Annotated in this window: 24 protein-coding genes; 10 read left to right on the top strand and 14 right to left on the bottom strand. The window is 43.9% G+C overall.

The annotated features are described in order from the left end of the window. Nucleotides 1-469: 469 nt before the first annotated feature. From OPS28_RS14575 to OPS28_RS14560, 4 genes are read left to right on the top strand one after another with little or no spacing between them, the layout of a single operon-like run. Complete coding sequence (locus OPS28_RS14575; protein ID WP_265610197.1) at nucleotides 470-1210, top strand: SDR family NAD(P)-dependent oxidoreductase; 741 nt, start codon at nucleotides 470-472, stop codon at nucleotides 1208-1210. Next, complete coding sequence (locus OPS28_RS14570; protein ID WP_265610196.1) at nucleotides 1207-2490, top strand: NAD(P)/FAD-dependent oxidoreductase; 1284 nt, start codon at nucleotides 1207-1209, stop codon at nucleotides 2488-2490. Before OPS28_RS14575 ends, OPS28_RS14570 begins: the two co-directional genes overlap by 4 nt. Continuing rightward, nucleotides 2487-3236, top strand: coding sequence for a DUF1365 domain-containing protein (locus OPS28_RS14565; protein ID WP_265610195.1), 750 nt, complete (start codon nucleotides 2487-2489; stop codon nucleotides 3234-3236). Before OPS28_RS14570 ends, OPS28_RS14565 begins: the two co-directional genes overlap by 4 nt. Beyond that, nucleotides 3223-4479 (top strand): SAM-dependent methyltransferase, encoded by a 1257-nt coding sequence (locus OPS28_RS14560; RefSeq protein ID WP_265610194.1) that lies wholly within the window; start codon nucleotides 3223-3225, stop codon nucleotides 4477-4479. Before OPS28_RS14565 ends, OPS28_RS14560 begins: the two co-directional genes overlap by 14 nt. 65 nt (nucleotides 4480-4544) lie before the next feature. Here the strand turns inward: OPS28_RS14560 and OPS28_RS14555 are convergent, their stop codons facing one another. Next, a complete protein-coding gene (locus OPS28_RS14555; protein WP_442864006.1) occupies nucleotides 4545-5429 on the bottom strand; it encodes a flagellar motor protein MotB in 885 nt (294 codons plus the stop codon). A gap of 60 nt (nucleotides 5430-5489) precedes the next feature. Then, entirely contained in the window at nucleotides 5490-6254 is a 765-nt protein-coding gene (gene pomA / locus OPS28_RS14550) for a flagellar motor protein PomA (RefSeq protein ID WP_265610192.1), read from the bottom strand. A gap of 298 nt (nucleotides 6255-6552) precedes the next feature. Here pomA and xseB point away from each other — a divergent pair, with 298 nt between their 5' ends. Genes xseB through dxs form a run of 3 tightly spaced genes read left to right on the top strand, consistent with a single transcriptional unit; the run spans nucleotide 6553 to nucleotide 9627 of the window. Then, nucleotides 6553-6795, top strand: coding sequence for an exodeoxyribonuclease VII small subunit (gene xseB, locus OPS28_RS14545; RefSeq protein ID WP_265610191.1), 243 nt, complete (start codon nucleotides 6553-6555; stop codon nucleotides 6793-6795). Nucleotides 6796-6830: 35 nt separating this feature from the next. Next, nucleotides 6831-7721 (top strand): farnesyl diphosphate synthase, encoded by an 891-nt coding sequence (locus OPS28_RS14540; RefSeq protein WP_265610190.1) that lies wholly within the window; start codon nucleotides 6831-6833, stop codon nucleotides 7719-7721. 31 nt (nucleotides 7722-7752) lie between these two features. Beyond that, nucleotides 7753-9627, top strand: coding sequence for a 1-deoxy-D-xylulose-5-phosphate synthase (dxs, locus tag OPS28_RS14535; protein WP_265610189.1), 1875 nt, complete (start codon nucleotides 7753-7755; stop codon nucleotides 9625-9627). Between the two features lie 107 nt (nucleotides 9628-9734). Here dxs and OPS28_RS14530 read toward each other — a convergent pair whose 3' ends face one another. The 10 genes from OPS28_RS14530 to lpxD form a co-directional block, all read right to left on the bottom strand. Then, nucleotides 9735-10226 (bottom strand): phosphatidylglycerophosphatase A family protein, encoded by a 492-nt coding sequence (locus OPS28_RS14530; protein WP_265610209.1) that lies wholly within the window; start codon nucleotides 10224-10226, stop codon nucleotides 9735-9737. A 20-nt stretch (nucleotides 10227-10246) separates the two neighbouring features. Further along, the gene (thiL, locus tag OPS28_RS14525) at nucleotides 10247-11212 is read right to left on the bottom strand and encodes a thiamine-phosphate kinase (protein WP_265610188.1); all 966 of its coding nucleotides are present in this window, start codon (nucleotides 11210-11212) and stop codon (nucleotides 10247-10249) included. A gap of 54 nt (nucleotides 11213-11266) precedes the next feature. Continuing rightward, nucleotides 11267-11689, bottom strand: a complete 423-nt coding sequence (nusB, locus tag OPS28_RS14520; protein WP_265610187.1) for a transcription antitermination factor NusB — start codon at nucleotides 11687-11689, stop codon at nucleotides 11267-11269. Nucleotides 11690-11700: 11 nt separating this feature from the next. Next, nucleotides 11701-12174 carry a 6,7-dimethyl-8-ribityllumazine synthase gene (gene ribH / locus OPS28_RS14515; protein WP_265610186.1) on the bottom strand — a complete coding sequence of 158 codons (474 nt, stop codon included), beginning with the start codon at nucleotides 12172-12174 and terminating at the stop codon, nucleotides 11701-11703. Nucleotides 12175-12247: 73 nt separating this feature from the next. Next, nucleotides 12248-13348 carry a bifunctional 3,4-dihydroxy-2-butanone-4-phosphate synthase/GTP cyclohydrolase II gene (gene ribBA, locus OPS28_RS14510; RefSeq protein WP_265610185.1) on the bottom strand — a complete coding sequence of 367 codons (1101 nt, stop codon included), beginning with the start codon at nucleotides 13346-13348 and terminating at the stop codon, nucleotides 12248-12250. Nucleotides 13349-13402: 54 nt separating this feature from the next. After that, nucleotides 13403-14065 carry a riboflavin synthase gene (locus OPS28_RS14505; protein WP_265610184.1) on the bottom strand — a complete coding sequence of 221 codons (663 nt, stop codon included), beginning with the start codon at nucleotides 14063-14065 and terminating at the stop codon, nucleotides 13403-13405. A 15-nt stretch (nucleotides 14066-14080) separates the two neighbouring features. Beyond that, nucleotides 14081-15217, bottom strand: a complete 1137-nt coding sequence (gene ribD, locus OPS28_RS14500) for a bifunctional diaminohydroxyphosphoribosylaminopyrimidine deaminase/5-amino-6-(5-phosphoribosylamino)uracil reductase RibD (protein WP_265610183.1) — start codon at nucleotides 15215-15217, stop codon at nucleotides 14081-14083. 4 nt (nucleotides 15218-15221) lie between these two features. After that, nucleotides 15222-15671 carry a transcriptional regulator NrdR gene (nrdR, locus tag OPS28_RS14495; protein WP_265610182.1) on the bottom strand — a complete coding sequence of 150 codons (450 nt, stop codon included), beginning with the start codon at nucleotides 15669-15671 and terminating at the stop codon, nucleotides 15222-15224. A 58-nt stretch (nucleotides 15672-15729) separates the two neighbouring features. Next, a complete protein-coding gene (gene glyA / locus OPS28_RS14490) occupies nucleotides 15730-16986 on the bottom strand; it encodes a serine hydroxymethyltransferase (RefSeq protein ID WP_265610181.1) in 1257 nt (418 codons plus the stop codon). A 128-nt stretch (nucleotides 16987-17114) separates the two neighbouring features. After that, the gene (gene lpxD, locus OPS28_RS14485) at nucleotides 17115-18158 is read right to left on the bottom strand and encodes a UDP-3-O-(3-hydroxymyristoyl)glucosamine N-acyltransferase (RefSeq protein ID WP_265610180.1); all 1044 of its coding nucleotides are present in this window, start codon (nucleotides 18156-18158) and stop codon (nucleotides 17115-17117) included. A gap of 198 nt (nucleotides 18159-18356) precedes the next feature. On the opposite strand from lpxD, the gene ettA reads away from it, so the two are divergent. Continuing rightward, complete coding sequence (ettA, locus tag OPS28_RS14480) at nucleotides 18357-20024, top strand: energy-dependent translational throttle protein EttA (protein WP_265610179.1); 1668 nt, start codon at nucleotides 18357-18359, stop codon at nucleotides 20022-20024. A 40-nt stretch (nucleotides 20025-20064) separates the two neighbouring features. Here ettA and OPS28_RS14475 read toward each other — a convergent pair whose 3' ends face one another. Then, nucleotides 20065-20232 (bottom strand): hypothetical protein, encoded by a 168-nt coding sequence (locus tag OPS28_RS14475; RefSeq protein WP_265610178.1) that lies wholly within the window; start codon nucleotides 20230-20232, stop codon nucleotides 20065-20067. Nucleotides 20233-20346: 114 nt separating this feature from the next. Between OPS28_RS14475 and OPS28_RS14470 the strand changes: the two genes are divergently transcribed. Then, the gene (locus OPS28_RS14470) at nucleotides 20347-20754 is read left to right on the top strand and encodes a PilZ domain-containing protein (protein ID WP_265610177.1); all 408 of its coding nucleotides are present in this window, start codon (nucleotides 20347-20349) and stop codon (nucleotides 20752-20754) included. A gap of 5 nt (nucleotides 20755-20759) precedes the next feature. On the opposite strand, the gene radA is transcribed toward OPS28_RS14470, so the two are convergent. Continuing rightward, entirely contained in the window at nucleotides 20760-22127 is a 1368-nt protein-coding gene (radA, locus tag OPS28_RS14465; RefSeq protein WP_265610176.1) for a DNA repair protein RadA, read from the bottom strand. 192 nt (nucleotides 22128-22319) lie between these two features. On the opposite strand from radA, the gene OPS28_RS14460 reads away from it, so the two are divergent. After that, a complete protein-coding gene (locus OPS28_RS14460; RefSeq protein WP_265610175.1) occupies nucleotides 22320-24857 on the top strand; it encodes a PilZ domain-containing protein in 2538 nt (845 codons plus the stop codon). The last annotated feature ends 186 nt before the right edge of the window (nucleotides 24858-25043 follow it).

The following is a 25043-nucleotide window of genomic DNA, read 5'->3' as shown; positions in this document are numbered from 1 at the left end:
TACTGGAAACTAAATAAAAAATTTTAATCCTATGAATGCTATTGACGCATTTTGTAAATATTTTAAACAATTTCTGATCAGCGCTGTTTCGGTGTTGCGAAAATTCTACACTGATGGTGTAGAGTTTATAGACCCACTAAATCTTCTACACGGCTTACTTGCTGTTTTTGCCTATTGCAGGACCGAGCAAAGTCATGTCTATGCCGATACACTCGACATTTTTGCTGCAAGCTATTCTTTTAGCTGATTTTTTGTGGCTATGTTGGCAAGTGGACTGCTGGGATTAAAGCGATACTTCCTATTTCAGAAGAGTCAAAGAGAAGGTGTTACCTACTTACGTGTTAATAAAAATGGTAGTTCATCTCATGATAGCAGCGTCGTGAGGTAATAAGTTTATGAAGATAGGTCTTTCCTTTCCCGGTACTCACTCTGTAATTAGAGCCATTAACTGAAGGTTAAATGAATAGCTATGTCGTCTGTAAATTCGAATCAAAAGCGAATGTTAATAACCGGAGCCACTTCGGGAATAGGATTGGAACTGGCCAAACAGGCAGTAGACCATGGATGGAAAGTGACAGCATGTGGAAGAAATCCGCAAAAGCTAAATGAATTAAAAAAAAGCCTAATGGTGGAAACAATCCTGTTTGACGTAACAAACGGATCCGAAACGGCGCATTCATTACTCAATGTAGAATGGGATATAGCTGTACTCAACGCAGGCACGTGCGAATATGTGGATATAGAAAAATTTGAACCGGCTATGTTCAAGCGGGTATTTGATACAAATTTTTTTGGTGTCATAAATTGTGTGGCCGCGTTACTCCGGTCCTCTGGAGCTGGGAAGTCTTTTGTTATCGTCGATAGTATGGCCCGCATGTTTCCTTTTACACGGGCAGAAGCATATGGGTCAAGCAAAGCTGCACTGCATTATTTTGCGCAAAGCCTCAAGGTCGACTTGGCAACAAAAGGGGTGAATGTACAAACTGTTTCCCCAGGCTTTGTTGAAACGCCTCTCACCGATGAAAACGATTTTGACATGCCCATGCTTATCGGTGTCGAAGAAGCAGCGCAAGATTTATTGAAAGGAATTGAACAAGGAAAGGACAATATTACCTTCCCTACCCGCTTTAGCTTGATCATGAAAACGCTGAACTTATTACCCTCATTCTTACAAGTCTACCTTTCAAAGAAGATGCGTCCTAGATTGTGAGTATACCTATAGCAAAAAGAAAAATAGCGGTGGTCGGTACGGGAATCGCTGGATTAACTACAGCACACCTTTTAAGCCGACAAAACGATGTCACTGTTTTTGAAGCTAATGATTATATTGGAGGCCATACGGCGACCAAAAAAGTGTCGATAGATGGGCAAGAATACAATATTGACACAGGTTTTATAGTCTACAACGATTGGACCTACCCTAATTTTATAAAGCTACTTAACCGGTTAGGGATTGAAAGCCAACCCACTGAGATGAGTTTTTCGGTTCATTGTGAAACAAGCAAACTGGAATACAATGGAAGTAACCTAAATTCACTTTTTGCCCAGCGTCGCAACCTATTGCGGCCTGTATTTTGGAAGCTGGTAAAGGATATTGTCACTTTTAATACGGCGTGCAAGGCACTTATTGCGGATAACCAAGACGTGAGTCACCGCACCTTGGCAGATTTTATTCAGAAGTTGGGTTTAAGTCCCCTCTTTTCTACTCATTACATACTTCCCATGTGCGCAGCTATCTGGTCCACCAGCTTAGTTCAGGCTAAGAACTTTCCACTACAATTTTTTCTTCAGTTTTTTAATAACCATGGCTTACTAAATATTAACAATAAGCCCCAGTGGCGCACCATAATAGGGGGTTCATCGAAATATATTGAGCCGTTAATAGCCCCCTATAAAAAAAGAATCAGGCTTTCTACTCCTATAGTGCAAGTCGCTGCTAAAGACAAATATGTAGAGCTTGTTGACAGCTCAGGTAGGCAGTATCAGTTCGATGATGTGGTTATGGCCTGCCACAGTGATCAGGCATTAGCTATGATAAAAAATGCGCCCTCAATTTATCAGGAAATTCTCGGCAACATGTGCTACGCCGACAACGATGTGGTACTACATACAGATACAAGTTTACTTCCGAAGAGAAAGCTGGCGTGGGCAAGCTGGAACTACCGGTTGAAAAAAGGTAGTAAAGATACGAGTAACTACCCGGTATCTGTTAGTTACAACATGAATATTCTACAACGGATCGAAGCTGATAAAACATTTTGTGTCACTCTCAATGACACATCTTACATCAAACAAGAAGATATTTTAGGTCGCTACCAATATTCTCATCCGCAATTTAACCAAAAGATGATCCAAGCACAGCGCCGAAAAGAAGAAATATGCGGAACGCAAAAAATTTATTTTTGCGGAGCGTATTGGTACAACGGTTTCCATGAAGATGGCGTTAGGAGCGCATTAGACGTGTGTAAGAAGTTTGGAGAAAGCTTTTGATACAAAGTGCTATCTATCACGGTAAGGTATTCCACCAACGATTCCGACCTAATCGCCATGCTTTTGATTATTCAATTTTTCTGTTTTGGTTAAAGCTTGATGAAGTTGAGAAAATATCTAAAACCGTAAAACACTTTTCGCAGTCCCGTTTTTCTCTCTTCCAATTCCGACGCAGTGATTATCTTGGCAGTGCGAAAGCTTCGCTTTCAGACGCTGTGCGTGCAGAAATGACGTCTTTAAACGGCGCTCAGCTTAATGGCGAAGTTTTCCTGCTAGGTCAATTGCGTACTTTGGGTTTTTATTTTAGTCCAGTAAATTTCTACTTTTTACGGAACGTAGAGGGGAAGTTCAGCCACATGCTTGCTGAGGTCAGCAATACACCCTGGCAGGAAAAACATTGTTATCTGGTGGATTTAGATAAACAAAAGGACAGCAAAAAAGCATTTCATGTTTCCCCTTTCAATCCAATGAACATGATGTATAAATGGCGCATAACGCAGCCCAATGATCAATTATCAATTACATTAGATTGCCATCAGGAACAAAAAGACTTTACTGCAAGGCTTTCGCTTCAGCGCAAGGAACTGACGTCTCACAGTCTTAGAACAAATCTGTTAAAAATCTCGGGGATGACAATTAAAACTGTTATGGGCATTTATTTTCAAGCGTTGAAATTATGGCTTAAAGGCACTCCCATTTATCCACATCCGTCTACAAAACACGGGGCGTCAAATGGCGACAAGTGAAAACTCAATAAGGCAAATACCAGCCCTCACCCTAGCGCAAAAAATCTATAGGCACGTATTTTTTAAAGCATTAAGCCAGATCCAGCTGGGGAGAATTACGATAGAAGAACAAGGAGAAGAGGTCGCTAGTTTTGGCCAGCCCGATCGAGACCTACACGCGCGTGTCAACATTCTCTGTCCTTCTGCCTACCGATACTTGTTATTAGGTGGCAGTGTTGCTTCCGGTGAGACTTACATGAAGGGTTTGTGGTCAAGTCCTGATCTGACATCAGTCATTCGAATATTTGCCAGAAACTTATCCATGCTTGACCATTGGGAGCAAAAATTTAGATGGCTCACCATGCCTTACTGGAAAGTGCAGCATTTTCTTAATCGTAATTCTGTCGGCCAAGCTAAACGTAATATTGAAGCCCATTATGACCTGGGTAACAAGCTCTACAAGACTTTTCTTGATGACAATATGATGTACTCTTCTGCCATTTATCCTGATGTCAATTCATCACTCACCCAGGCTCAACAACATAAAATGCATACGATTTGTCAAAAACTACAGTTAACCGAAGAGGATCACTTGCTGGAAATCGGTACAGGCTGGGGCGGCCTAGCCATATATGCAGCCAAACATTTTGGCACTAAAGTGACGACAACAACAATTTCAGATGAGCAGCACATCTACGCTAAGAAATGGATTCAGAAAGAAGGGTTAACTGATAAAATTACGTTACTGAAAAAAGATTATCGGGAGTTAACGGGTACATTCTCAAAATTAGTTTCAGTGGAAATGATTGAAGCTGTGGGTCATCGATATCTGGATAGCTTTATTGAAAAGTGTTCGTCATTATTAAAAAGGGATGCACTTATGCTTTTACAATGTATCACAATAGATGACAGACGATTTGACAATTATGCAAACAGCGTCGATTTTATTCAGAAATATATCTTCCCTGGCGGTTTTTTACCTTCTATCGAGATCCTTAACACGCACTTCAAACGCAGTAGCGATTTAGTTATAAGAGATTTGCACGACATTGGTTTAGACTACGCCAAAACGCTAAACGATTGGTATCATCATTTCTCGAATGCGAAGGAAGAGTTAGCTCAAGCCGGCTACGATGACCACTTTCAACGACTGTGGACCTACTACCTAAAATATTGCGAAGGCGGATTCTTAGAGAGAACGATTAGTACAGTACAAGTATTGTTATCAAAACCCGGTTTTCACCAGGCTATAACACGGGTCTAGTAGCAATTCACAATAAAATTCATGCACAAAGATATAGGCTTGCGTAAATTTGTGCATGAGTACAACTATCCACCGTTATCAATAACCGAAATGGGTTTAGATAGCATCGGTTTCCCTTGATTTATGTTGATCTCTACACGACGGTTCTTCGCCCGTTCAAGGGGGGTACTTGCTTCATCAATCAAGGGGTCAGTGCTCGCTTTGCCCACTACGCGCATTCGCGCTTCGTCAAAACCAGGTGCTCTGCGCACTTCTTCAGCTACTGCAACAGCTCGTTGTGCAGATAAATCCCAATTGGAACGATACAATTCATTTGAAATATTCTGACCATCACTATGTCCCGAAATTTCTATCTCTCCAGGCACATCAGCCAGTATTACTCCTATTTTACGAAGAATAGGTTTAAACTGAGGTTGCAAAAATGCAGAACCCGCCGAAAAAGACCCCTTTTCTCGAATGCGGATTGTTATCTGTTGACCTAAAGATTCCATCTCTATTGAACCATCAAGAATTTGCTTCTGTAATTGTTGCGCCACTTTCTTTATAAGTTCATTTGTTTGTTCTTTACTGTCACTTTTTTGAGCAGATGAGGATTGATCTGTGGCTGTTTGTTGGGCCTGCCCACCACGTTGTGTACCTCGCTGTTTCTGACGCCCCCCCGCACTGTCTTCGTCTCCCGCCTGGAATTCCAACATCTGTTGCGTCATTTCTATAGTTTGCTGCTGAATGGTTTCAATAGGCGTGGGCTCTGGTCGCCCAGGACGAAACTCCATTGCGATGACGCTGGTGCCTTTGGGAATATCCTTTACTTCAATTTTATTCTGCACACCGAAAGCAAATTTCATCGAACCTGCGATTTGCTTAAACTTAAGCACATCCATTTCTGAAAATGCTAATAGCAACACGAAAAAGCACATTAAGAGTGACATCAAGTCTGCAAATGTCCCCATCCAAGGGGGAAGACCCTCGGGTGGACATTTCGGACATTCTCTTTCTTCAGCCACAATCTATTACTCTTCTTCAGTACCAACACCACGCTTAGTGGCTGCGAGATAATTTTTTAGAATACCTTCGATTACACGTGGGTTCTGTCCATCAGCAATGCCCACAATACCATCTAGAATAAGGTTTTGATTGAGCTTTTCCTCTTGCGCACGATTGTCTAATTTTTTCGCCACAGGTAAACATATAACGTTTGCCAGAAAAGCTCCATATAATGTAGTTAATAGTGCAACCGCCATAGCCGGGCCGATAGCTTTTGGATCATCCATGTTCGACAACATGGCAACCAAACCAATAAGCGTACCAATCATACCCATGGCAGGAGCAACATCACCCATACCCTTAAAAATTGACACACCGAAGTCGTGGCGTTCGCTAGTCATTGCGACATCTTTTGCAAGGGTCGCCCGCACCACATCAATATCATGGCCGTCAACGAGCATATCCACCCCTTTTTGCATAAAGGGGTTATCAATTTCGGCTTCTTCTAATGCCAAGAAACCACCTTTTCGTGCAGCATCAGCCATTTCAACAATTTTTTCGATTAGCTCTTCGGGCGTATCGATTTTAAACATGAAGGCTTTGCCTGCCACCTTACCCGCCCCAAAAAATTGACCCAGGGTATGCTGAGAAAGGGTAACAAAAAGCGTTCCGCCAAAAACGATTAACACAGAGGGAACATCGGCGAACATGCCTAAGTCACCACCCATCACCATGGCCATGACGACGAAGCCAATGGCACCTAAAATACCTATGACGGTTGCTAAATCCACCTAATCCTTCCTCATTTTTCGTGCATACAATAATTTGGTACTGACTGAACGTATAGATTTATTGAATATAAAGTCGTTCAAAACAAACTTTGCCAGCTATTCTATCGGCATCGAGAAGAAATTCTATAACCTAATTCATGAATTGTGAGGAAAATTCGTTAACCGCTCTTCGTATACGCTATATTAAGCGTGCAAAATCAACAGTTGCAGCCTTACTACTGACAAACCATTTGACCCATGGGTAGCCCTCGTTTATTGTGCGCGTAACCCGATACTATCAAATCCGGACATACGTAAAGTGACTGAGAAAAAAAACTCACCTTCCTTTGAAGAAACGCTTGCTCAACTCGACTCCATTGTAAATGAAATGGAATCTGGGGAGTTGCCTTTACAAGAGGCATTGGAAAAATTCGAACAGGGTATAAAACTGTCTCGAATAAGTCAGAAAGCCTTGGAAGAAGCTGAGCAAAAAGTGCAAATTTTACTCAGCGAACAACAAGAAGAAACCCTTAAAAACTTCACACCTGATGATGCTCAATAGCAGTGTCAGTTACCTTAAACGTACCAGCTAGTTTTATGAATTTTTCAGAATTACACTCGCAAGTCAGATATAAGACGGATCAAGGACTGAGCAATATCATTGATATCCTCCCCGATCACTCCTCTACACTTAAGTCTGCTATGCGGTATGCATTGCTGTCCGGTGGCAAGCGTACGCGCCCTCTATTGGTATATTTAATTGGGGAAACTGTGTCAGTAGAGGATACAGATTTACTTACCATTAGTATGGCTATTGAATGTATTCATGCTTATTCGTTGGTCCACGATGACTTACCAGCTATGGACGACGATGATTTAAGACGGGGCAAACCCACCTGTCATAAAGCTTTTGACGAAGCCACTGCAATTCTTGCTGGAGACGCCTTACAATCTCTTGCGTTTACTTTACTTGCTGATCATCCCATGTCTACAAATGGCGGTGCTCGTAGAGCTGCATTGGTTTCTATTTTAGCCAAAGCGGCGGGCTATCTGGGTATGTGCGGCGGACAGGCAATTGATCTTCAGACAACCGGGCAATCTATTACGCTTACCGAACTCACTCAGCTACATCAGCTTAAAACCGGTGCATTACTGTGCGCGTGTGCTGAAATGGTAACGGTGCTAGCTCCAAATTTAACGCCGCAGCAAACTGGCGCTCTGATTGATTATGCAAGGCTGATTGGGCTGATTTTTCAAATCCAAGACGATATCCTCGATATCGAGGGTCACTCAGATATTACTGGAAAACCACAAGGTTCAGACCTTGAGCTAGGTAAAAATACATTTCCTGCTTTGCTTGGTCTACACTCTGCAAAAGAAGAATTAGCTAAACTTCATAAACAAGCACTTCAAGCATTGACGGGTTTGCCATACAATACAGAAGCATTAACCGCGTTTACCGACTTTGTGGTCAAACGAGACCACTAAAAAATTAAAATTAAAACTACAGAATGATTACATGACGCTAGATTTGACTCACTACCCTCTTCTCGCGCTTGCGCAAACGCCAGCGGAACTGAGAAAACTTTCACAGGATAAATTATCCGAATTGGCCGATCAATTGCGCCAATATTTACTGGCTTCTGTGAGTCAAACCAGCGGACACTTTGCTTCCGGGTTGGGCACAGTAGAACTCACCGTTGCGCTTCACTATGTATATAACACGCCTTTTGACCGGTTAATTTGGGATGTGGGCCACCAAGCTTACCCTCACAAAATTCTTACTGGACGTGCTGACCGAATGTCCACTATTCGTCAGAAAAACGGGTTGCACCCTTTCCCGTGGCCAGCTGAAAGCGAATTCGATACTTTTGCTGTAGGCCACTCTTCTACTTCGATTAGCGCTGCGCTAGGTATGGCGGTGGCGGCTGAAAAAGAAGGGCAGGATCGCAAAATTGTTGCAGTTATCGGCGATGGTGCAATGACTGCAGGTATGGCTTTTGAAGCCATGAATCATGCTGGCGATATTAAGAAAGACATGGTAGTGGTGCTTAACGACAATGAAATGTCTATTTCAGAAAACGTAGGCGCACTAAACAGTCATCTTGCCCGGTTATTAACTGGCAACGTTTTTAACAAAATCCGCGATGGGGGTAAAAAATTACTTAGTAATGTTCCGCCCATTAAAGAATTTGCGAGCCGTGCTGAAGAACATTTAAAAGGCATGGTGGTGCCTGGGACTATTTTTGAAGAGTTAGGCTTTAATTATATCGGTCCAATTGACGGCCATGACGTAAATGCAGTGGTGGATACATTACGTAATATGCGTAAATTTAAAGGTCCCCAACTACTGCATGTGGTCACGCGTAAAGGCAAAGGTTACCCGGTGGCTGAACAGGACCCAATTAAGTTTCATGCTGTTCCAAAGTTTAATCCATCGGACAACGCATTACCGAAAACCGTTGCTTCGTCACCCACTTTTTCGGCAATATTTGGTAACTGGTTGTGCGATATGGCAGCGCAGGATCCAAAACTAATGGCTATCACTCCCGCGATGCGAGAAGGTAGCGGAATGGTTGAGTTTTCACAACGCTATCCCGATCAGTATTTTGATGCAGCGATAGCCGAACAGCACTCGGTTACTTTTGCCGCCGGGTTAGCTCGAGAGGGTCAACATGCAGTGGTTGCGATCTACTCTACCTTTCTGCAAAGAGCGTATGACCAGCTGATACACGATGTCGCTTTACAAAATTTACCAGTCTTGTTTGCCATTGATCGCGCAGGTATTGTTGGTGCTGACGGGCCAACTCATCAGGGGGCGTTTGATATAGCATTTCTACGCTGCATTCCGAATATGCTCATAATGACACCAAGTGATGAAAACGAATGTAGACAAATGCTCTATACAGGACATTTAGCAGATAAGCCTGCAGCTGTCCGCTATCCTCGAGGTGCCGGTAAAAAGGTAGCTGTTGAAAAAGAGATGGCCGCTCTCCCGCTCGGCAAGTCAAAACAAATTTGTAGCGGGCATAAAGTAGCAATACTTAATTTTGGTACGCTTCTGCCTTTTGCCGAACAAGCCGCTGAAGCATTAGATGCCACCCTTATCGATATGCGCTTTGTTAAACCTCTGGATAAAGAGGCAGTGACCAAAGCGTGTGAACACCATGAATTAATCGTCACTTTAGAAGATGGGTGTATCATGGGTGGCGCGGGAAGCGCCGTATCGGAGTACATTCACCAACAGCAACTTGCTACCAAAGTGCTTCACATTGGATTGCCCGATACTTTTATATTGCAGGGTACTCAGCAAGAGATGTACGCAGAACTTGGGTTGGACTCAAAAGGAATTATTACCAAGGTAAAACAGGCGATTGGTACTAATCCAGAATAAATGGTAGTTAATTGTAATACTGGAACGTAAGCTTTCTTTAAAACTGAGCTTGATTGATTCGGCCTCGATCAAGCTCAATAAGGACAGTTAACTATTTAACGCAACGATTAAAACATCATCGGCCACAACCAGTTCATTACATGCAGGCAACCGCATGCCATTAAACCAGCGAGCAGATCGTCCAACATTATTCCCGTTCCTCCATGCAGGCGCTTATCGATAATACCGATTGGCCAGGGTTTAATAATGTCAAAAAACCTGAAAAGTATAAATCCGACTATTAAATTTGGTAGCGTTAACGGAAGAAATAAAAAAGTAACAAACATCCCAGCCACTTCATCCCAGACGATAGAGCCATGATCATGCACTTGCATGTCCACAGCAGTTTTTCCGCAAATATAAATTCCGATAACACTAAATAAAAATACCAGCGCCGAAAACTGCCAGATGTCTAGCGGGATACAAAGAAGTAAAAGTGGAATGGCTGCCAACGAGCCAAACGTCCCTGGCATAAAGGGAATGAGGCCACTGCCAAACCCCAGCGCACAGAAATGAACTGGGTTTAACATTGACACGCGTTGGCGATATTCAGGTAACATTGAGCCTAGCGTGCTGTAAATCAAAATTCATGCTGATACCCTTCTTTTTCAGGTACCGCATAAGGCGCATCATTAAGTTTTAGCTCCAACTTACTGCCCTGCCCGGTAACCTGTCCTATGCAGGTTGCTCTTACATTTGTACTGGAAAGTGACGTTTCCAGGATACCCTTATGCTCCTCGTTAACTGTAAACAGTAATTCGTAGTCATCGCCTGCCGTTAAGGCATACTGAATAGCTTTGTGCTGGCCCACACAAGAGACTAATTCTTCAGAAAGCGGTAGCTTATCCACATGTAAGAGGGCCCCACATTTAGATGCGCGTAAAATGTGCTGTAAATCAGAGATAAGGCCGTCTGAAATATCAATGCATGCGTTTGCTATGCGCCGAAGGGCTGTGCCCGCCGCGACTCTAGGGTTCGGGTATAAGTGTTTATTGACCAAAAATTCACGTTGCGTACGATCCGCTTTTCGTTTCCCCTGCAGAATATCTAGACCTGCACCAGCATCACCTAGTGAGCCAGTAGCATAAATCCAATCTCCGGGTTTTGCGCCACTGCGAGTTAGCGCATTATTAGGCGGTATGAATCCTTGCGCTGTAATAGTCAGGGATAGTGGCCCTTTAACGGTGTCGCCACCAATTAGCTGCACAGAATAATATTGCATTAACTCATATAAACCAGCAGCGAATTCTTCAAGCCATGCATCATCAAATTCTGGCAAAGAAAGCGAGAGTGAAATCCACGCTGGCTCAGCACCCATAGCAGCTAAGTCACTTAAGTTAACAGCCACCGCTTTATAAGCTACGGAACGAGCCGGCGTATCAGCAAGAAAATGAACACCAGATAATAAGGTGTCCGTGGTAACAGCAAGCTGTTGGTTAGGCGCCAACGATGTAACGGCACAATCATCACCAATACCGATAACGACGTCCTTGCGCTGATGTCCACCATCAGCAAAATAGCGCCCAATTAAATCAAATTCTTTCACAACGAATTACCGCGTATTTTTGAAGTTAGAATACGCCCATAGGCATAACTGTGATCAGTCGCGCTCATGCTCGCGCAGTTTACGAACCGCTTTATCAAGTGCGCCGTTGATGAACTTGTGGCTTTCTTCTGCGCCAAAGTCTTTGGCCAGTTCTATCGCTTCATTAATAATTACGCGATATGGTACGTCAACACGGTGAACTAGTTCAAAGGTGGCTAAACGAAGCACCGCTTTTTCCACCGGATCAAGCTCTTCAGGTAAACGGCCAAGATATGGGCGAATCGCACGGTCGAGATCATCGACACGCTCTATCACGCCTCGCAGCAACGCCTGAAAATAGGCCATATCAACTTTTTGCATGTCGTTACTGGTAGCAAGCGCCAACTCAACCTGCTCAACCGGATTTTTACTCATTTGCCATGAATAGACGCCTTGTAGCGCAATTTCACGGGCTTTATGTCGTGCAGAAACTTTCACTCAAATCCGCCTTACAGATCGTTTAAAGAAGCCAGTACATTAACCATTTCAAGCGCACTTAGCGCAGCTTCAGATCCTTTGTTACCTGCTTTTGTGCCCGCACGCTCGATAGCCTGTTCGATTGAGTCTGTGGTAATAACACCGAACGCCACTGGTACACCAGAATCCATCGCTACCTGCGCCAAACCTTTGTTGCATTCACCAGCAACAAAATCAAAGTGTGGCGTACCACCACGGATGACCGCACCTAATGCGATAATCGCGTCGAAGTTACCTTTTTCTGCTAATTTTTTAGCCGCGACAGGTAATTCGTATGCGCCAGGAACACGGACTAAGGTGATATCGTCATCACCTACTTCACCTTGCCTTTCTAACGTATCCAGCGCACCTTCCAATAAGCTTTCTACGATAAAACTGTTAAAGCGAGATACGACGATTGCGAATTTTTTGCCCGTGGCTCTGAAATTGCCTTCGATTACATGCATGATGTCACTTCCTATAAAAAACGGCGCGCAGTATAGCACAATTTATTGGCGGAGATACGAAATGATGCCATCTTTAATCGTGAATATATTCCGTTACTTCCAAGCCGAAACCTGACAGGGCGTGATACTTAATTGGCTTACTCAGCAGGCGCATTTTCTTCACTCCTAGTGTAGCAAGAATCTGACTCCCTACACCGACCGTACGTGAAGAGCCCTTCCATGCTGCCCCTGCATCCTCTTCGCCGCGGTCAACTGCCGCAAAACGTTGCACCTGGTTCTCAAGATTTTCTTCTTTACCCAACACCACCAGCACTCCCCCTTCCTCGGCAATTCGGGTCATTGCCTGAGGCAATGTCATGGAGCGGTTAATAGCACGAGTGGAACCTAACAGGTCGCTTAATGTATTGTGTAAGTGCACTCTCACCAGTGTAGGCTCTTCTTCGCTGATTGGCCCTTTTTTTAAAGCAAAGTGTATCTGGTTATCAATAACATCTTTAAAAGTATGCAGTTCGAATTCACCGTAAGCGGTAGGTAACTTACACTCCGCCACTTTTTCAATCGTGGTCTCGTTCAGATTGCGATATTCAATTAAATCAGCAATGGTGCCAATTTTTAAGTTATGTTTCTGTGCAAACTTTTCTAATTCTGGACGACGCGCCATGGTGCCATCATCGTTAAGAATTTCAACAATCACAGCCGCAGGCTCACATCCTGCCAGACGAGCTAAGTCCACGCCGGCTTCTGTATGACCAGCTCTATTTAGGACTCCACCCGGTTTCGCTATAAGAGGGAAAATATGTCCAGGCTGCACAATATCAGAGGACTCTGCTCTTGGATGAACGGCGGCTAAAATTGTGGTTGCACGATCGGCAGCAGATATACCTGTAGAAACCCCTCTGGCCGCTTCTATCGATACCGTAAAATTGGTTGAAAATTGCGCTTCGTTTTTATCTACCATAAGAGGCAATTTAAGACGCTTACAACGTTCGGTTGTCATAGGTAAACAAACTAAACCTCGGGCGTGCGTTACCATAAAATTGATTGCTTCTGGGTTGACATGTTCAGCAGCCATAATAAGATCGCCTTCATTTTCGCGATCTTCGTCGTCCATGAGGATAACCATTTTACCCTGTTTGATGTCGTCAATAATTTCTGCAGTTGTATTTAGAGCCATAAGTTTTCTTTTTACTTTTTACTTTTTACTTTTTACTTTTAAATGTGTAGGGAACTAGTTTTTAAGGAAACCGTGTTGAGCTAAAAAAGCCATATCAATGCCGGATGTCGCTGGCTGGGCTGCTTTGTCACCAAGTAATAGACGCTCAAGATACCGCGCTACCACATCCACTTCCAGATTAACTTTTGAACCCACCTTATATTGCCCTATTACCGTTTCTTTCAACGTATGGGGGATAATCCACAGCATAAATTCCGCCCCATCGACTTCATTAACCGTCAAGCTAACACCATCAACAGTAATACTGCCTTTATGAGCAATGTACTTCGCCAACTCGTCAGGTGCTTTTATCCACACTTCGAAGTAATCTTTGTGCTGATTAATTTTGGTAACGTTACCCACACCATCTACATGACCCGAAACAATGTGCCCACCAAATCGATCCATGGGACGCATCGCCAACTCCAGGTTAACTTTTGTGCCCGCTTTATAGGTAGTAAAGCCTGTATGTTTAATTGTCTCTGCCGAAACATCTGCCTGGTAATAGGTGTCACTAAAATCAACTACAGTAAGACACACACCGTTAGTGGCAATACTATCACCTAATTTAACATCCGCCATATTCAGCCCAGTTGATTCCACCGTCAGGCGAATATCTGAACCTTTGTTTTCTAATGCACTAATAGTTCCAAGTGCCTGAATGATTCCGGTAAACATAAGACCTACGCTTTATTATTCTGAAAAAGGTTTTGCATTTATGCTGAATGTCATTTTAGTGTCTACACCAACGTGACGTAATTGTCTGAGAGTAAGTGAATAAGCCTGATCTATTTCACTAAAGTCAGGGAGGGTTAGCATAGAAGTGGCTTTGTCTCCCAAAATAATTGGCGCCTGATAGACAATTAGTTCATCAACCAAACCTGATTGAAGAAGCGCCCCCGCTAATCCTGGACCAGCTTCCACCCAAACATCATTAATTTGGCGTTGCCCCAGGATGTCCATTAGGGCAGTCAATGACACTTTTCCCCTCTCTCCTGTTACGACAACAGTCTCTGCATGGTCACAATCTTTATATACGTGCGTCGTAGCGACCAGGCTGGCGTGTCCATCGTTGAATAACTGCAGGTTAGCGGGGAGCCCCCCCTTTGAATCCACCACCACACGCAGTGGTTGTCGAACTTCTGGTAGCGGGTAATCGGTCAAATTTGCCTCATCTTGCCTAACCAGTAAACTTGGATTGTCGTGTAATGCTGTACCTGAGCCGGTTAGTATCGCAGAGCTTTCAGCTCGATGCCGGTGAACATCACTTCGTGCTTCGGGGCTAGTTATCCACTTGCTTTTACCGTTCGATAACGCAATCTTACCATCTAAACTGATAGCTAGCTTTAAAGTGACAAAAGGCTTGCCATAGGTCATTCGTTTGATGAAGCCCCTATTTAGGTTTGCAGCTTCAGCTGCCATAACACCAACGACCACTTCAATACCAGCTTGTTGTATTTTTGCTATCCCTTTCCCACTTACTTGCGGATTTGGATCGGTCATCGCTACAACCACTCGTTTGACCCCAGCATCTATTAAAGCATCAGCACATGGCGGTGTTCTGCCAAAATGGCTACAAGGCTCTAACGTGACATATGCAGTCCCGCCTGACGCCTTTTGGCCCGCTTGCCTTAGGGCGTGTACTTCCGCGTGAGACGTTCCAGCTTGTAAATGATATCCTTTACCAACAAGGTTTTGATTACTGTCGACGATTACACAGCCCACGTTTGGGTTTGGGGTGGTGGTGTATTTCCCTTTGCGTGCCAGTTTAATGGCCTCCCCCATCCATCGATAATCGTTTGAGGTGGTAGGTTTGGAAGCTAGGGTCATCGAATTAATCGTTAAGTTTGGCTATTTCTTCACCAAACTCTTTAATATCTTCAAAAGAACGATAAACGGATGCAAACCGAACATACGCTACTTTGTCCAGTTCTCTTAACGCGTTCATGATGAGATTACCTAAAAATTGACTCGACACTTCTCGTTCCCCTGTAGCCCTTAGCTGGGATTTTATCGATAAAATGCATTGTTCGACTCTTTCAGTACTCACCGGGCGCTTTTCCAGTGCTCGTTGTAATCCTGCACGAAGCTTGTCTTCATTGAAGGGCTCTCTTGAACCATCGCGTTTGATTACTCTAGGCATAACCAACTCTGCATTTTCAAACGTTGTAAACCGTTCGTGGCATTCGAGGCATTCGCGACGACGACGCACCTGCTGACCTTCAGCCACAAGCCTTGAATCAATTACTTTGGTTTCCTGTGCAGAACAAAACGGGCAAAACATAATGTATCTCGATTTAATGCTACCTCGTTACGAGGTAGCATATTATTTAAAGCAAGAATTAGGCGTAAACTGGATGCGCCTCGCATAACTTAACGACTTCCTGTTTAATACGCTCTATTACAGAGTCGTCGCCCATATTATCTAACACATCACACATCCAGTTTGCGACCTGTTTTGATTCTTCTTCTTTAAATCCTCGGCGGGTAATTGCCGGGCTACCGATTCGCAAACCACTGGTTACGAACGGTGAACGGGGATCATTTGGAACTGAGTTCTTATTCACAGTGATATTAGCACGCCCTAGGGCAGCGTCAGCCTCTTTCCCTGTAATATCTTTATCTATTAAATCAAGCAAGAATAAATGATTCTGGGTACCGTTCGATACAATTTTGTATCCACGTTGCTGCATGACTTCAACCATGGCTTTGGCATTCTTTACTACTTGCTGCTGATACTCTTTAAATTCAGGCTGCAAAGCTTCTTTGAATGCTACAGCTTTTGCTGCGATAACATGACACAGTGGGCCACCTTGATTACCTGGGAACACCGAGCTATTCAGCTTTTTATAAATGCTCTCATCACCGCAAGAAGACAATATTAAACCACTACGCGGGCCTGCTAATGTTTTGTGTGTGGTAGTGGTAACGACGTGAGCATGAGGTAGCGGATTAGGATATACACCCGCCGCAATCAATCCTGCAACATGCGCCATATCTACCAACAAATAGGCACCTACACTATCCGCAATTTCGCGGAAACGCTGCCAGTTAACGACACCTGAATAGGCAGAAAATCCACCAATGATCATTTTCGGCTTGTGCTCATTAGCTAACGCTTGAACTTGATCATAATCAATTTCACCCGTTGATTGATCAAGTCCATACTGGACTGCATTATAAGTTTTTCCTGAGAAGTTAACGTGCGAACCGTGAGTAAGATGCCCACCTTCGGATAAGCTCATTCCCAATACTGTATCACCCGCATCTAACAATGCCATGAACGCCGCAGAATTAGCCTGAGAACCAGAATGAGGTTGAACGTTTGCGTACTCTGCCCCGAATAATTGTTTTGCACGGTCAATTGCCAACTGTTCGACAACATCTACATGCTCACAACCGCCATAATAACGTTTGCCCGGATAGCCTTCTGCATACTTATTGGTAAGCTGTGAACCCTGTGCTTCCATTACACGCGGACTACAATAGTTTTCCGATGCAATAAGCTCGATATGATTTTCCTGGCGATCGTTTTCCTTGGCAATGGCGTCCGCCAATTCTGGATCGAAATCTGCGATGGTCAGTTCACGACGTAACATGAAGACTCCTTAATACGTTAGAAGGCATAAATTGAACGCCTATTCTATTCATTTTACCCCGCATGTATACCGATTTGTGGTCGAATCACAGGATCTGTTTTCTATAGTTTGCGAAAATAAGTAATAAACTATTTATCGCGTTCAGTGTTACGCTGGCTTTCCAACTTTTTTACACGATCGAAGAGCGAATCAATTTGTCGAACCCTAACGGTAGTTTTACGCCAGTCACGATTAGCCATAGAAGGCTGGCCAGATGAATAGACTCCTGGTTCAGTAATATCACTTATAATCATCGTGAATCCTGTAACCTGAACATTGTCACAAATGGAAATATGGCCATTTACGCCAACCCCACCACCCAGGACCACATGTTTACCCAAATGTACGCTTCCAGCTAAACCGGACGTACCGCAAATACATGAATGATCGCCAATAACGCAGTTATGGCCAATATGCACTTGGTCATCTATGATAACATTTATGCCGATAACCGTATCTTCCAGCGCTCCCCGGTCGATAGTAACGCCAGCACCAATTTGCGTATCATCGCCAATTTCCACGGAGCCAGTTTGAGGAATGGGTAGCCATGTTCCTTTGTCATTTGCATAACCAAATCCATCCGAACCAATGACAGACTGGCTATGAATAACCACATTTTTACCTAACCTGACACCATGATAAAGCGTAACATTGGGATGAATCGTGACACCGTCACCGATTATTGCCCCTTCCCCTACTACCGTATTTGCGCCCAACGTCACATTATCGCCTATGACTGCATCTTTCCCCACGACAACGTTGGGGCCCATTGCCACTTTTTTACCTACGGAGGCAGACCCATCTATTTGTACGGAAGAATGAACCGTTACTGCCAGTTTCGGAGTAGTGTCGAAAACCTGGGCGATTTTTGCAAAAGCAACGTGGGGATTGGCGTGCACAATAGCAGGAAAGTCAACGGCATCCGCTATTTTTTCTGGCAAAATAACAGCACCCGCTTTCGTGGTCGCTAACTGAGGTTTGTATTTTACATTCGTTAAAAATGAAATATCTTTTGCTGTAGCCCCGTCTAATGTTCCCACCCCAAAAATCATTACATCTGCACGTCCTTTTACCTTCCCTCCGGCGATTTCGGCAAGGTCAGATAGTGAATAACTTTTGTTTGTCTGGGACATTCGGCAACTTCCTTTCATGTAATGAGGGCGTATATGGTACTGTAAATCCCATCTTTCGTCCTGTTTTGATAGAAAAAACGATTAATCATCGTGATTACGGTTAAAAATAGACCAATTGATCAATGGAATCGGGGATCGCTCTGGCAGGTAGAGGGTATAACCGATTACAATATAGCTTTATTTTGGCAAGGATACGTTATGTCTCAATACGTTTATACAATGCATCGGGTAGGAAAAATTGTTCCGCCTAACCGACACATTCTTAAAGATATATCACTCAGTTTCTTTCCCGGCGCCAAAATTGGCGTATTGGGGTTAAATGGCGCAGGTAAGTCCACCTTACTTCGCATCATGGCAGGTGTGGATACCGATATTGAAGGCGAAGCCAGAGCACAGCCCGGCATTAATATAGGCTACCTGCCTCAAGAACCCAAGCTAGACGAATCCAAAGATGTGCGTGGCAACATAGAAGAAGCGGTAGCTGATGTGGCTTATGCGTTGAAACGCCTTGATGAAGTTTATGCGGCTTACGCAGACCCTGATGCCGACTTTGATGCGCTTGCAAAAGAACAAGGTGAGTTAGAAGGCATCATTCAGGCTAAAGACGGTCACAACTTAGAGAACGCCTTGGAGCGTGCCGCTGACGCCTTGCGTTTGCCGCCGTGGGATGCGGATGTGAGTAAGCTGTCTGGTGGTGAGCGTCGCCGCGTTGCCCTATGCCGTTTATTACTTGAAAAACCCGATATGTTATTATTGGACGAACCCACAAACCACTTAGATGCTGAATCTGTGGCGTGGCTGGAACGCTTTTTACATGATTACGAGGGTACCGTCGTGGCCATCACCCACGATCGTTATTTCTTGGATAACGTCGCCGGTTGGATTCTTGAGCTTGACCGTGGTCATGGCATTCCATGGGAGGGTAACTATTCTTCATGGCTTGAACAGAAAGAAAAGCGTCTTGAGCAAGAAGAAAAAATGGAGACTGCTCGTCAGAAATCAATTAAGCAAGAACTTGAGTGGGTTCGCACCAATCCGAAAGGTCGCCAGGCAAAAAGTAAAGCGCGCATGTCACGCTTTGAAGAGATGTCTACGGGAGACTACCAAAAGCGTAACGAAACCAATGAGTTATTTATTCCGCCAGGGGAGCGCTTAGGGGATAAGGTGATTGATATTGAAGGGCTTAAAAAATCTTATGGCGATAGAGTACTTATCGACGATATGTCATTCTCTGTGCCCAAGGGAGCCATAGTCGGTATTATTGGCCCCAATGGTGCCGGTAAATCGACCTTATTCAGAATGCTGACTGGCCAGGAAGAGCCGGATGCAGGTAGCATAGACATGGGCGAAACGGTTCAGATCGCCAGCGTCGACCAGTTCCGCGATCATATGAATGGTAAGAATACTGTATGGAAAGAAATTTCCGATGACCAGGATATCGTCCGTATTGGTAATTTTGAAATTAACAGCCGCGCTTACTGTAGTCGCTTTAATTTTAAAGGCACAGATCAGCAAAAATTTATCAAGGATTTGTCAGGGGGCGAGCGTAACCGCGTCCACCTAGCCAAACTACTTAAGGCGGGGGGTAACGTATTACTGCTGGATGAGCCAACCAATGACTTGGATGTTGAAACGTTGCGCGCTTTGGAAAATGCATTATTGGAATTTCCTGGCTGCGCAATGGTCATATCCCACGACCGTTGGTTCTTGGACCGTGTTGCTACCCACATTCTTGATTATCGAGACGAAGGTAAAATCAATTTCTTTGAGGGTAATTACAACGATTATGAAAGTTGGTTGAAAGCCACATACGGCCAAGATGTGGTTGAACCTCATCGCCTTAAATATAAAAGAATAAGCAAATAGATTTGAACTAGAGAAAATGCCGGGCCAACCCGGCATTTTCTTAATCATTACCTGATGTTTGATGTCTGACCATCTCTTCCAGCGCCACACCTGGGTCTTCTTCACCACAGACTGATGAATCTTCGGGGCTGGATGCTTCCGCATCCTTATCGGAAAGGATATCATGCTCTTCTTCGGGCGCCGTCGAGGAATGTTTTATCGAACTCATAACTGCTCCATTGTAAATGATGTAGTTATTTATACGATTGATCGCTAAAATAGGTTGCTTTTCAACCATGGCCTATAATACAAAAGACGGGTATCGACAAATCGAGCTAAAAAAATGACAGATAAACGGCAGTTCCAGAGAATACCCATGGGTGTGCCAGGTAGACTTAGCCACCAACAGGTAAGTATTCCTGTTGAAGTTGTGGATATTTCATTGCAGGGATTACGCATAAGAGTGAATGAGTCCACTGTAGAAGCATTGCCTTTTGATAGCCATGAACCCTACATTATTGAGTTTCAGCCGAATGCTGACAGTCCAGCGATTACTGTGCATTTACAGCAGCTCTATCGTTTCAACCACCCTCGTATCGAAGATACCCTGATTGGGTGTAAAGTAGACCATATCGACGTGGAGGATTTGGCTGCACTCAGACGATTAATTCAATTAAACTGTGGTAATGAAAAGCTCAGTGAACACGATCTGAATGCACTGATAGAAGGCATAGTAGCTAAATCTGCATAAACCCTTTACATAATAGCTTCTAATGCATCGGTTAATTGTGCCGCAGCGATTACAGACATTCCTTCGATGGGTTGTTTAGGCGCATTAGCTTTTGGTACAATCGCTCGTTTGAAGCCGTGCTTTGCTGCCTCAGTGATCCGCTCCGTACCATTAGGCACAGGCCTGATTTCTCCGGCTAAGCCAACTTCGCCGAAGATAATCATATCTCGCGGTAATGGTCGGTTCCGAAAGCTGGAAATTATAGCCAGCAGTAAAGCTAAATCGGCACTGGTCTCTGCTACCTTTACTCCACCTACGACGTTAACGAAAACGTCTTGATCATTCATTTGTACTTCGCCGTGACGATGCAATACAGCAAGTAACATCGATAGTCTATTTTGTTCCAACCCTACTGCTACTCGCCTAGGGTTTGCCATTTGTGAATAATCAACCAATGCTTGAATTTCTACCAATAACGGGCGGGTACCCTCCCACACGACCATAACACTGGAACCGGGTGACTGGTTTTCCCCCCGACTTAAAAAGATTGCCGATGGATTGCTAACTTCTTTTAAGCCTCTTTCGGTCATGCCGAATACACCTAGTTCGTTAACTGCCCCAAACCGATTCTTATGGCTACGCAATGTACGGAAACGGCCATCACTCTCCCCTTCCAGCATCATTGAACAGTCGATACAATGCTCCAATACTTTGGGGCCCGCTAAGTTGCCATCTTTAGTCACGTGCCCCACAATGAACATGGCAATATGGTTTTGTTTAGCAAAACGGGTGAGAAATGCAGCCGATTCTCTTACCTGAGAAACACTACCCGGCGCTGATTGGACGTCACCGACATGCATAACTTGAATAGAGTCAATAACCATGATGGCTGGACTATGGGCTTGAGCGAGTTCGCAAATTGTCTCAATATTAGTCTCTGCTAACATCATGAGCTTATCATCTGGTAACCCTAAACGTTGAGCCCGCATCGCTACCTGCTGCAACGACTCCTCGCCTGTAACATAAAGGGCTGACTTCTCTTTCGCTAAATGACACATTACTTGCAAAAGAAGTGTGCTTTTTCCGGCGCCTGGAGACCCACCTATTAACATCGCCGAGCCCGGAACCACTCCACCACCCAACACGCGGTCTAGCTCACGAAATCCTGAACCAAATCGAGGAAGCGCTTTAAGGTCAATGGTATTTAATAACTCAACTTTAGCCTGCGTCTGCCCCGCGTAACCCGCTGTAGCACTTCGAACTGATGATTTAGCATTACTTACCACGAATTCACTGATGGTATTCCACGCTTTGCATTCATTGCATTGACCTTGCCAGCGAGGAAACTCTGCCCCACACTCTGTGCATACATAAGCGGTTTTACGTTTTACCATAAACGGGTTTTCAGTTGATGATTTTCAGAGTATTCTACATGGTTATGTTTATCGGTGTATACTGAACGTTTGGTAGGCGGTTGATTAGTGAACAATTTTTTAATCGATCTGTGTTTCCAGCTATCAATAATTTGGATGTCATGCCGATAAGGTTGTATCGTATATAATAATTACATAAGCGCCATATATCATATGAATCAAGACCTGCAGCAGTACGCTGATATAATTGAACAACTAAAACCGATGGTAAACAGCCCTCAGTTCGATCAGGTTTTGAAAGAACTCACTGCCGCCCTACCCCGCGAAAAACGTTTTATCATTAAGATGGAAATGAAAAGGCTTGCCAGGAAGTGCGTCCGTTCAATTGACCTTAGAGGTCAAGTCTCTGGCGAATGCGAACTTTATGAGCATGATGGTATAAAGCACTATCTGGATAATGTGGCCATCGAAACATTTGAACGTCAATTGAGAATTTTTGGTCATTACTGCTTTGGCGTTTACGAAGCGGTGCAGCAAACCGATAACAATTTCAGGGTCATGCGGGAGCGCGCTGAGTCAGGAATAGTAGCTACAACGAGTGATAGTGAAAATAGGCTGGCTTCGTCAATGGAACGGTACAATGTACCCGTTGTTAATTTACTGACCTACGCACAGCGTCAACACGAGCGTATGAATTATGCTGTAGCTGTTGAGTTAGTTACCGAAGATTTCACCCATTACCGTGGCAACAGTGTCGATATCTCGACCGAGGGAATTCGGGTAAAGCTAAGCAATGAGGCAAGACTCAATAAAGATGATCGCGTTTCTGTACATTTCAGAGGTCTAGAAGAAGAATACGCCTTAGATAAAAAGAACGGTATCGTTTATAACGTTTTGGCGACCACGCGAAAGAAAGGTAGTGTATATGTAGCTTTGCGTAGGTCGAAAGATTTCCCAAATGGTGCGTTTGACAAATTTTTGGAAAAATTTATCCATGGTAACAAGCGCCGCTATAAAGTTAACCTAAGCAATACTATTGAAGCGGTACAGAATAAATCGTTAGAACAATACTTTTCTCCACGTAGTCCCGCGTTACCAATATTTCTGGACCTAACTGAAAATAGAATCATTCCACGATTCGCCATGCTCAACGAAGTGAATCGCGAGATTATGGATTATTGGAGCGATGAACAAGGTGAGCTTAAGATTGGCTTTTTAATCAATACCAGCAGATTAGAAACGTTACTCAAAAAGCCAAAAGATCAGCGCGAAATCTTCGTATACAGTTTCACGCACTTACAGAATGAAAAAGTTTATTTTTATTCGGCATCGACCAGCGAATTAAATGCTAAGGATGTACTGAAAAGTGCATTTTTAGGATTTGGATCTCGTAAAGCAAGCTGGCGAGTATTTAAACTATCGCTATGCGATATGTCACCTAATCAAGCACATGTTCCACTCTCAATTCCTGACAGTGTTGGCACAAAAATTAAAAAGCAAAACAATCCCCCTTCAGCGCGTTTGATGTCTCGGTTGAAGCATCTTCGCTACATTGTGCATATAACTGACGTAACATCTGAAGATGGACAGCAAATCTACAATAAAAATAAATTTAATCGCAACAGTTTGAGTCATTTACGAGTATTTGGACATGCTCGAAATAAACCCTTGGCTGAAATAAAAGGGTTTAGATATCGCTTCCATGAACAAAGATTAGAAGCGCGCTACTTATTGCGGTCAAACATTGAATTACGCAGTAAAATTGACGACCAGCAAATAGTGGGCGTCAGTGAAGACATCTCGGTGCACGGTTTACGAATTGAACTTACCGGCGAATTTGCTGGTGAAATTGACCATCATGTTGAAATCGGATTTCCAAAGCTGCAGGAAATGACCTCTAAACACAACGTTATGGCGCTCCAATATCAGGTAGTACATTATAATTCTGAAAAGAACATTTTACATCTTAAAGCGGTATCAGGTGAACAAGGGCAAGGAGCGCGGGCTTTCTTCGATGAACTCATTAAAAGTAACCGAGCGACGTTAAGAAGCTATCCCGAAGAGGAGGAGATCCCGGGAATGGGTCACGCCTTACGGTGCATAAATGCACGTAATGCCCCCTCATTAGCATTTGTATTGAGTAAAGACGGTGTGCGTTTTGAACCAGAGGGTGCCATTATTGGTCATCAAGATGACCGCATAACCCAACTTGCATGCCACTTTGCTAACAAAGGCGAAGTGAATCTTGAGTTTATGTTTAGAGATCGCAAGCTTGACTCCCCCTTTGTACAGCATGGTATTAAACAGGTTAAGGTGGAAAACAAGCCAATACGCCGAGAGCTTTTTATCGCATTTGATTCTTCACATAAAGAAAGCAGAATGGCTATTATTCCGCGCTTCGATAACCGTTTCGTTTCAGAAGAAATGAAAGAGAAATTTGTTCATGAAGCACTCAATCGCGGTCAGTTTATCGCCATGAATGTGACATTAGTCACCACTGGTAAACCTGAAATGGAAATGCTGCAATCCGAATTTAACTACGTCAGCGTTTACGCTATCCACCGCGCCAAAGAATTGGAAGAAAAAATGTGGAGCATAGTAGCATGCTCACATTTGGTGGATATCACCGATGAAGTGTTAATGCGCTACAATGTGGAAGCGAAAGAAATTCAACGCAACCGGGCAATGACGCCGCAATTGAGAGTCGAGGCTGGAGGAATTAAAGCCCTACTGGACTCCGAGGGAATATAAGGCTTAGAACCTTCTTCATTTTCGCGAACGCGGAAACCTCCCAACCCCACTGAGATGTTCACACTGGCGTTGTTATTTGAAGCCCGGAACATTGCTATGGGGATTGCTGCTTTCGCCGATGTATGGACTCCCTCCCCATGGGGGAGTAACGTAATAAGTGCCTAAACTTTTACTAAGAGTCCATAC

The sequence above is a fragment of the Alteromonas sp. ASW11-130 genome (assembly GCF_026183735.1).
GTDB lineage: Bacteria > Pseudomonadota > Gammaproteobacteria > Enterobacterales > Alteromonadaceae > Alteromonas.
This window is presented reverse-complemented; position numbering and strand designations above follow the sequence as displayed.

Excerpts from the sequence above, each read along its gene's own strand:
- OPS28_RS14555 (WP_442864006.1), bottom strand. The coding sequence starts at position 5,429 with ATGGGGACATTTGCAGACTTGATGTCACTCTTAATGTGCTTTTTCGTG.
- OPS28_RS14460 (WP_265610175.1), top strand. The coding sequence starts at position 22,320 with ATGAATCAAGACCTGCAGCAGTACGCTGATATAATTGAACAACTAAAA.
- OPS28_RS14505 (WP_265610184.1), bottom strand. The coding sequence starts at position 14,065 with ATGTTTACCGGAATCATTCAGGCACTTGGAACTATTAGTGCATTAGAA.
- OPS28_RS14530 (WP_265610209.1), bottom strand. The coding sequence starts at position 10,226 with ATGTTACCTGAATATCGCCAACGCGTGTCAATGTTAAACCCAGTTCAT.
- OPS28_RS14575 (WP_265610197.1), top strand. The coding sequence starts at position 470 with ATGTCGTCTGTAAATTCGAATCAAAAGCGAATGTTAATAACCGGAGCC.
- glyA (WP_265610181.1), bottom strand. The coding sequence starts at position 16,986 with ATGTTACGTCGTGAACTGACCATCGCAGATTTCGATCCAGAATTGGCG.
- lpxD (WP_265610180.1), bottom strand. The coding sequence starts at position 18,158 with ATGTCCCAGACAAACAAAAGTTATTCACTATCTGACCTTGCCGAAATC.
- radA (WP_265610176.1), bottom strand. The coding sequence starts at position 22,127 with ATGGTAAAACGTAAAACCGCTTATGTATGCACAGAGTGTGGGGCAGAG.
- OPS28_RS14540 (WP_265610190.1), top strand. The coding sequence starts at position 6,831 with ATGAATTTTTCAGAATTACACTCGCAAGTCAGATATAAGACGGATCAA.
- nrdR (WP_265610182.1), bottom strand. The coding sequence starts at position 15,671 with ATGTTTTGCCCGTTTTGTTCTGCACAGGAAACCAAAGTAATTGATTCA.
- OPS28_RS14560 (WP_265610194.1), top strand. The coding sequence starts at position 3,223 with ATGGCGACAAGTGAAAACTCAATAAGGCAAATACCAGCCCTCACCCTA.
- ribD (WP_265610183.1), bottom strand. The coding sequence starts at position 15,217 with ATGACCCTAGCTTCCAAACCTACCACCTCAAACGATTATCGATGGATG.
- OPS28_RS14470 (WP_265610177.1), top strand. The coding sequence starts at position 20,347 with ATGACAGATAAACGGCAGTTCCAGAGAATACCCATGGGTGTGCCAGGT.
- dxs (WP_265610189.1), top strand. The coding sequence starts at position 7,753 with ATGACGCTAGATTTGACTCACTACCCTCTTCTCGCGCTTGCGCAAACG.
- ettA (WP_265610179.1), top strand. The coding sequence starts at position 18,357 with ATGTCTCAATACGTTTATACAATGCATCGGGTAGGAAAAATTGTTCCG.
- ribH (WP_265610186.1), bottom strand. The coding sequence starts at position 12,174 with ATGCATGTAATCGAAGGCAATTTCAGAGCCACGGGCAAAAAATTCGCA.
- ribBA (WP_265610185.1), bottom strand. The coding sequence starts at position 13,348 with ATGGCTCTAAATACAACTGCAGAAATTATTGACGACATCAAACAGGGT.
- OPS28_RS14475 (WP_265610178.1), bottom strand. The coding sequence starts at position 20,232 with ATGAGTTCGATAAAACATTCCTCGACGGCGCCCGAAGAAGAGCATGAT.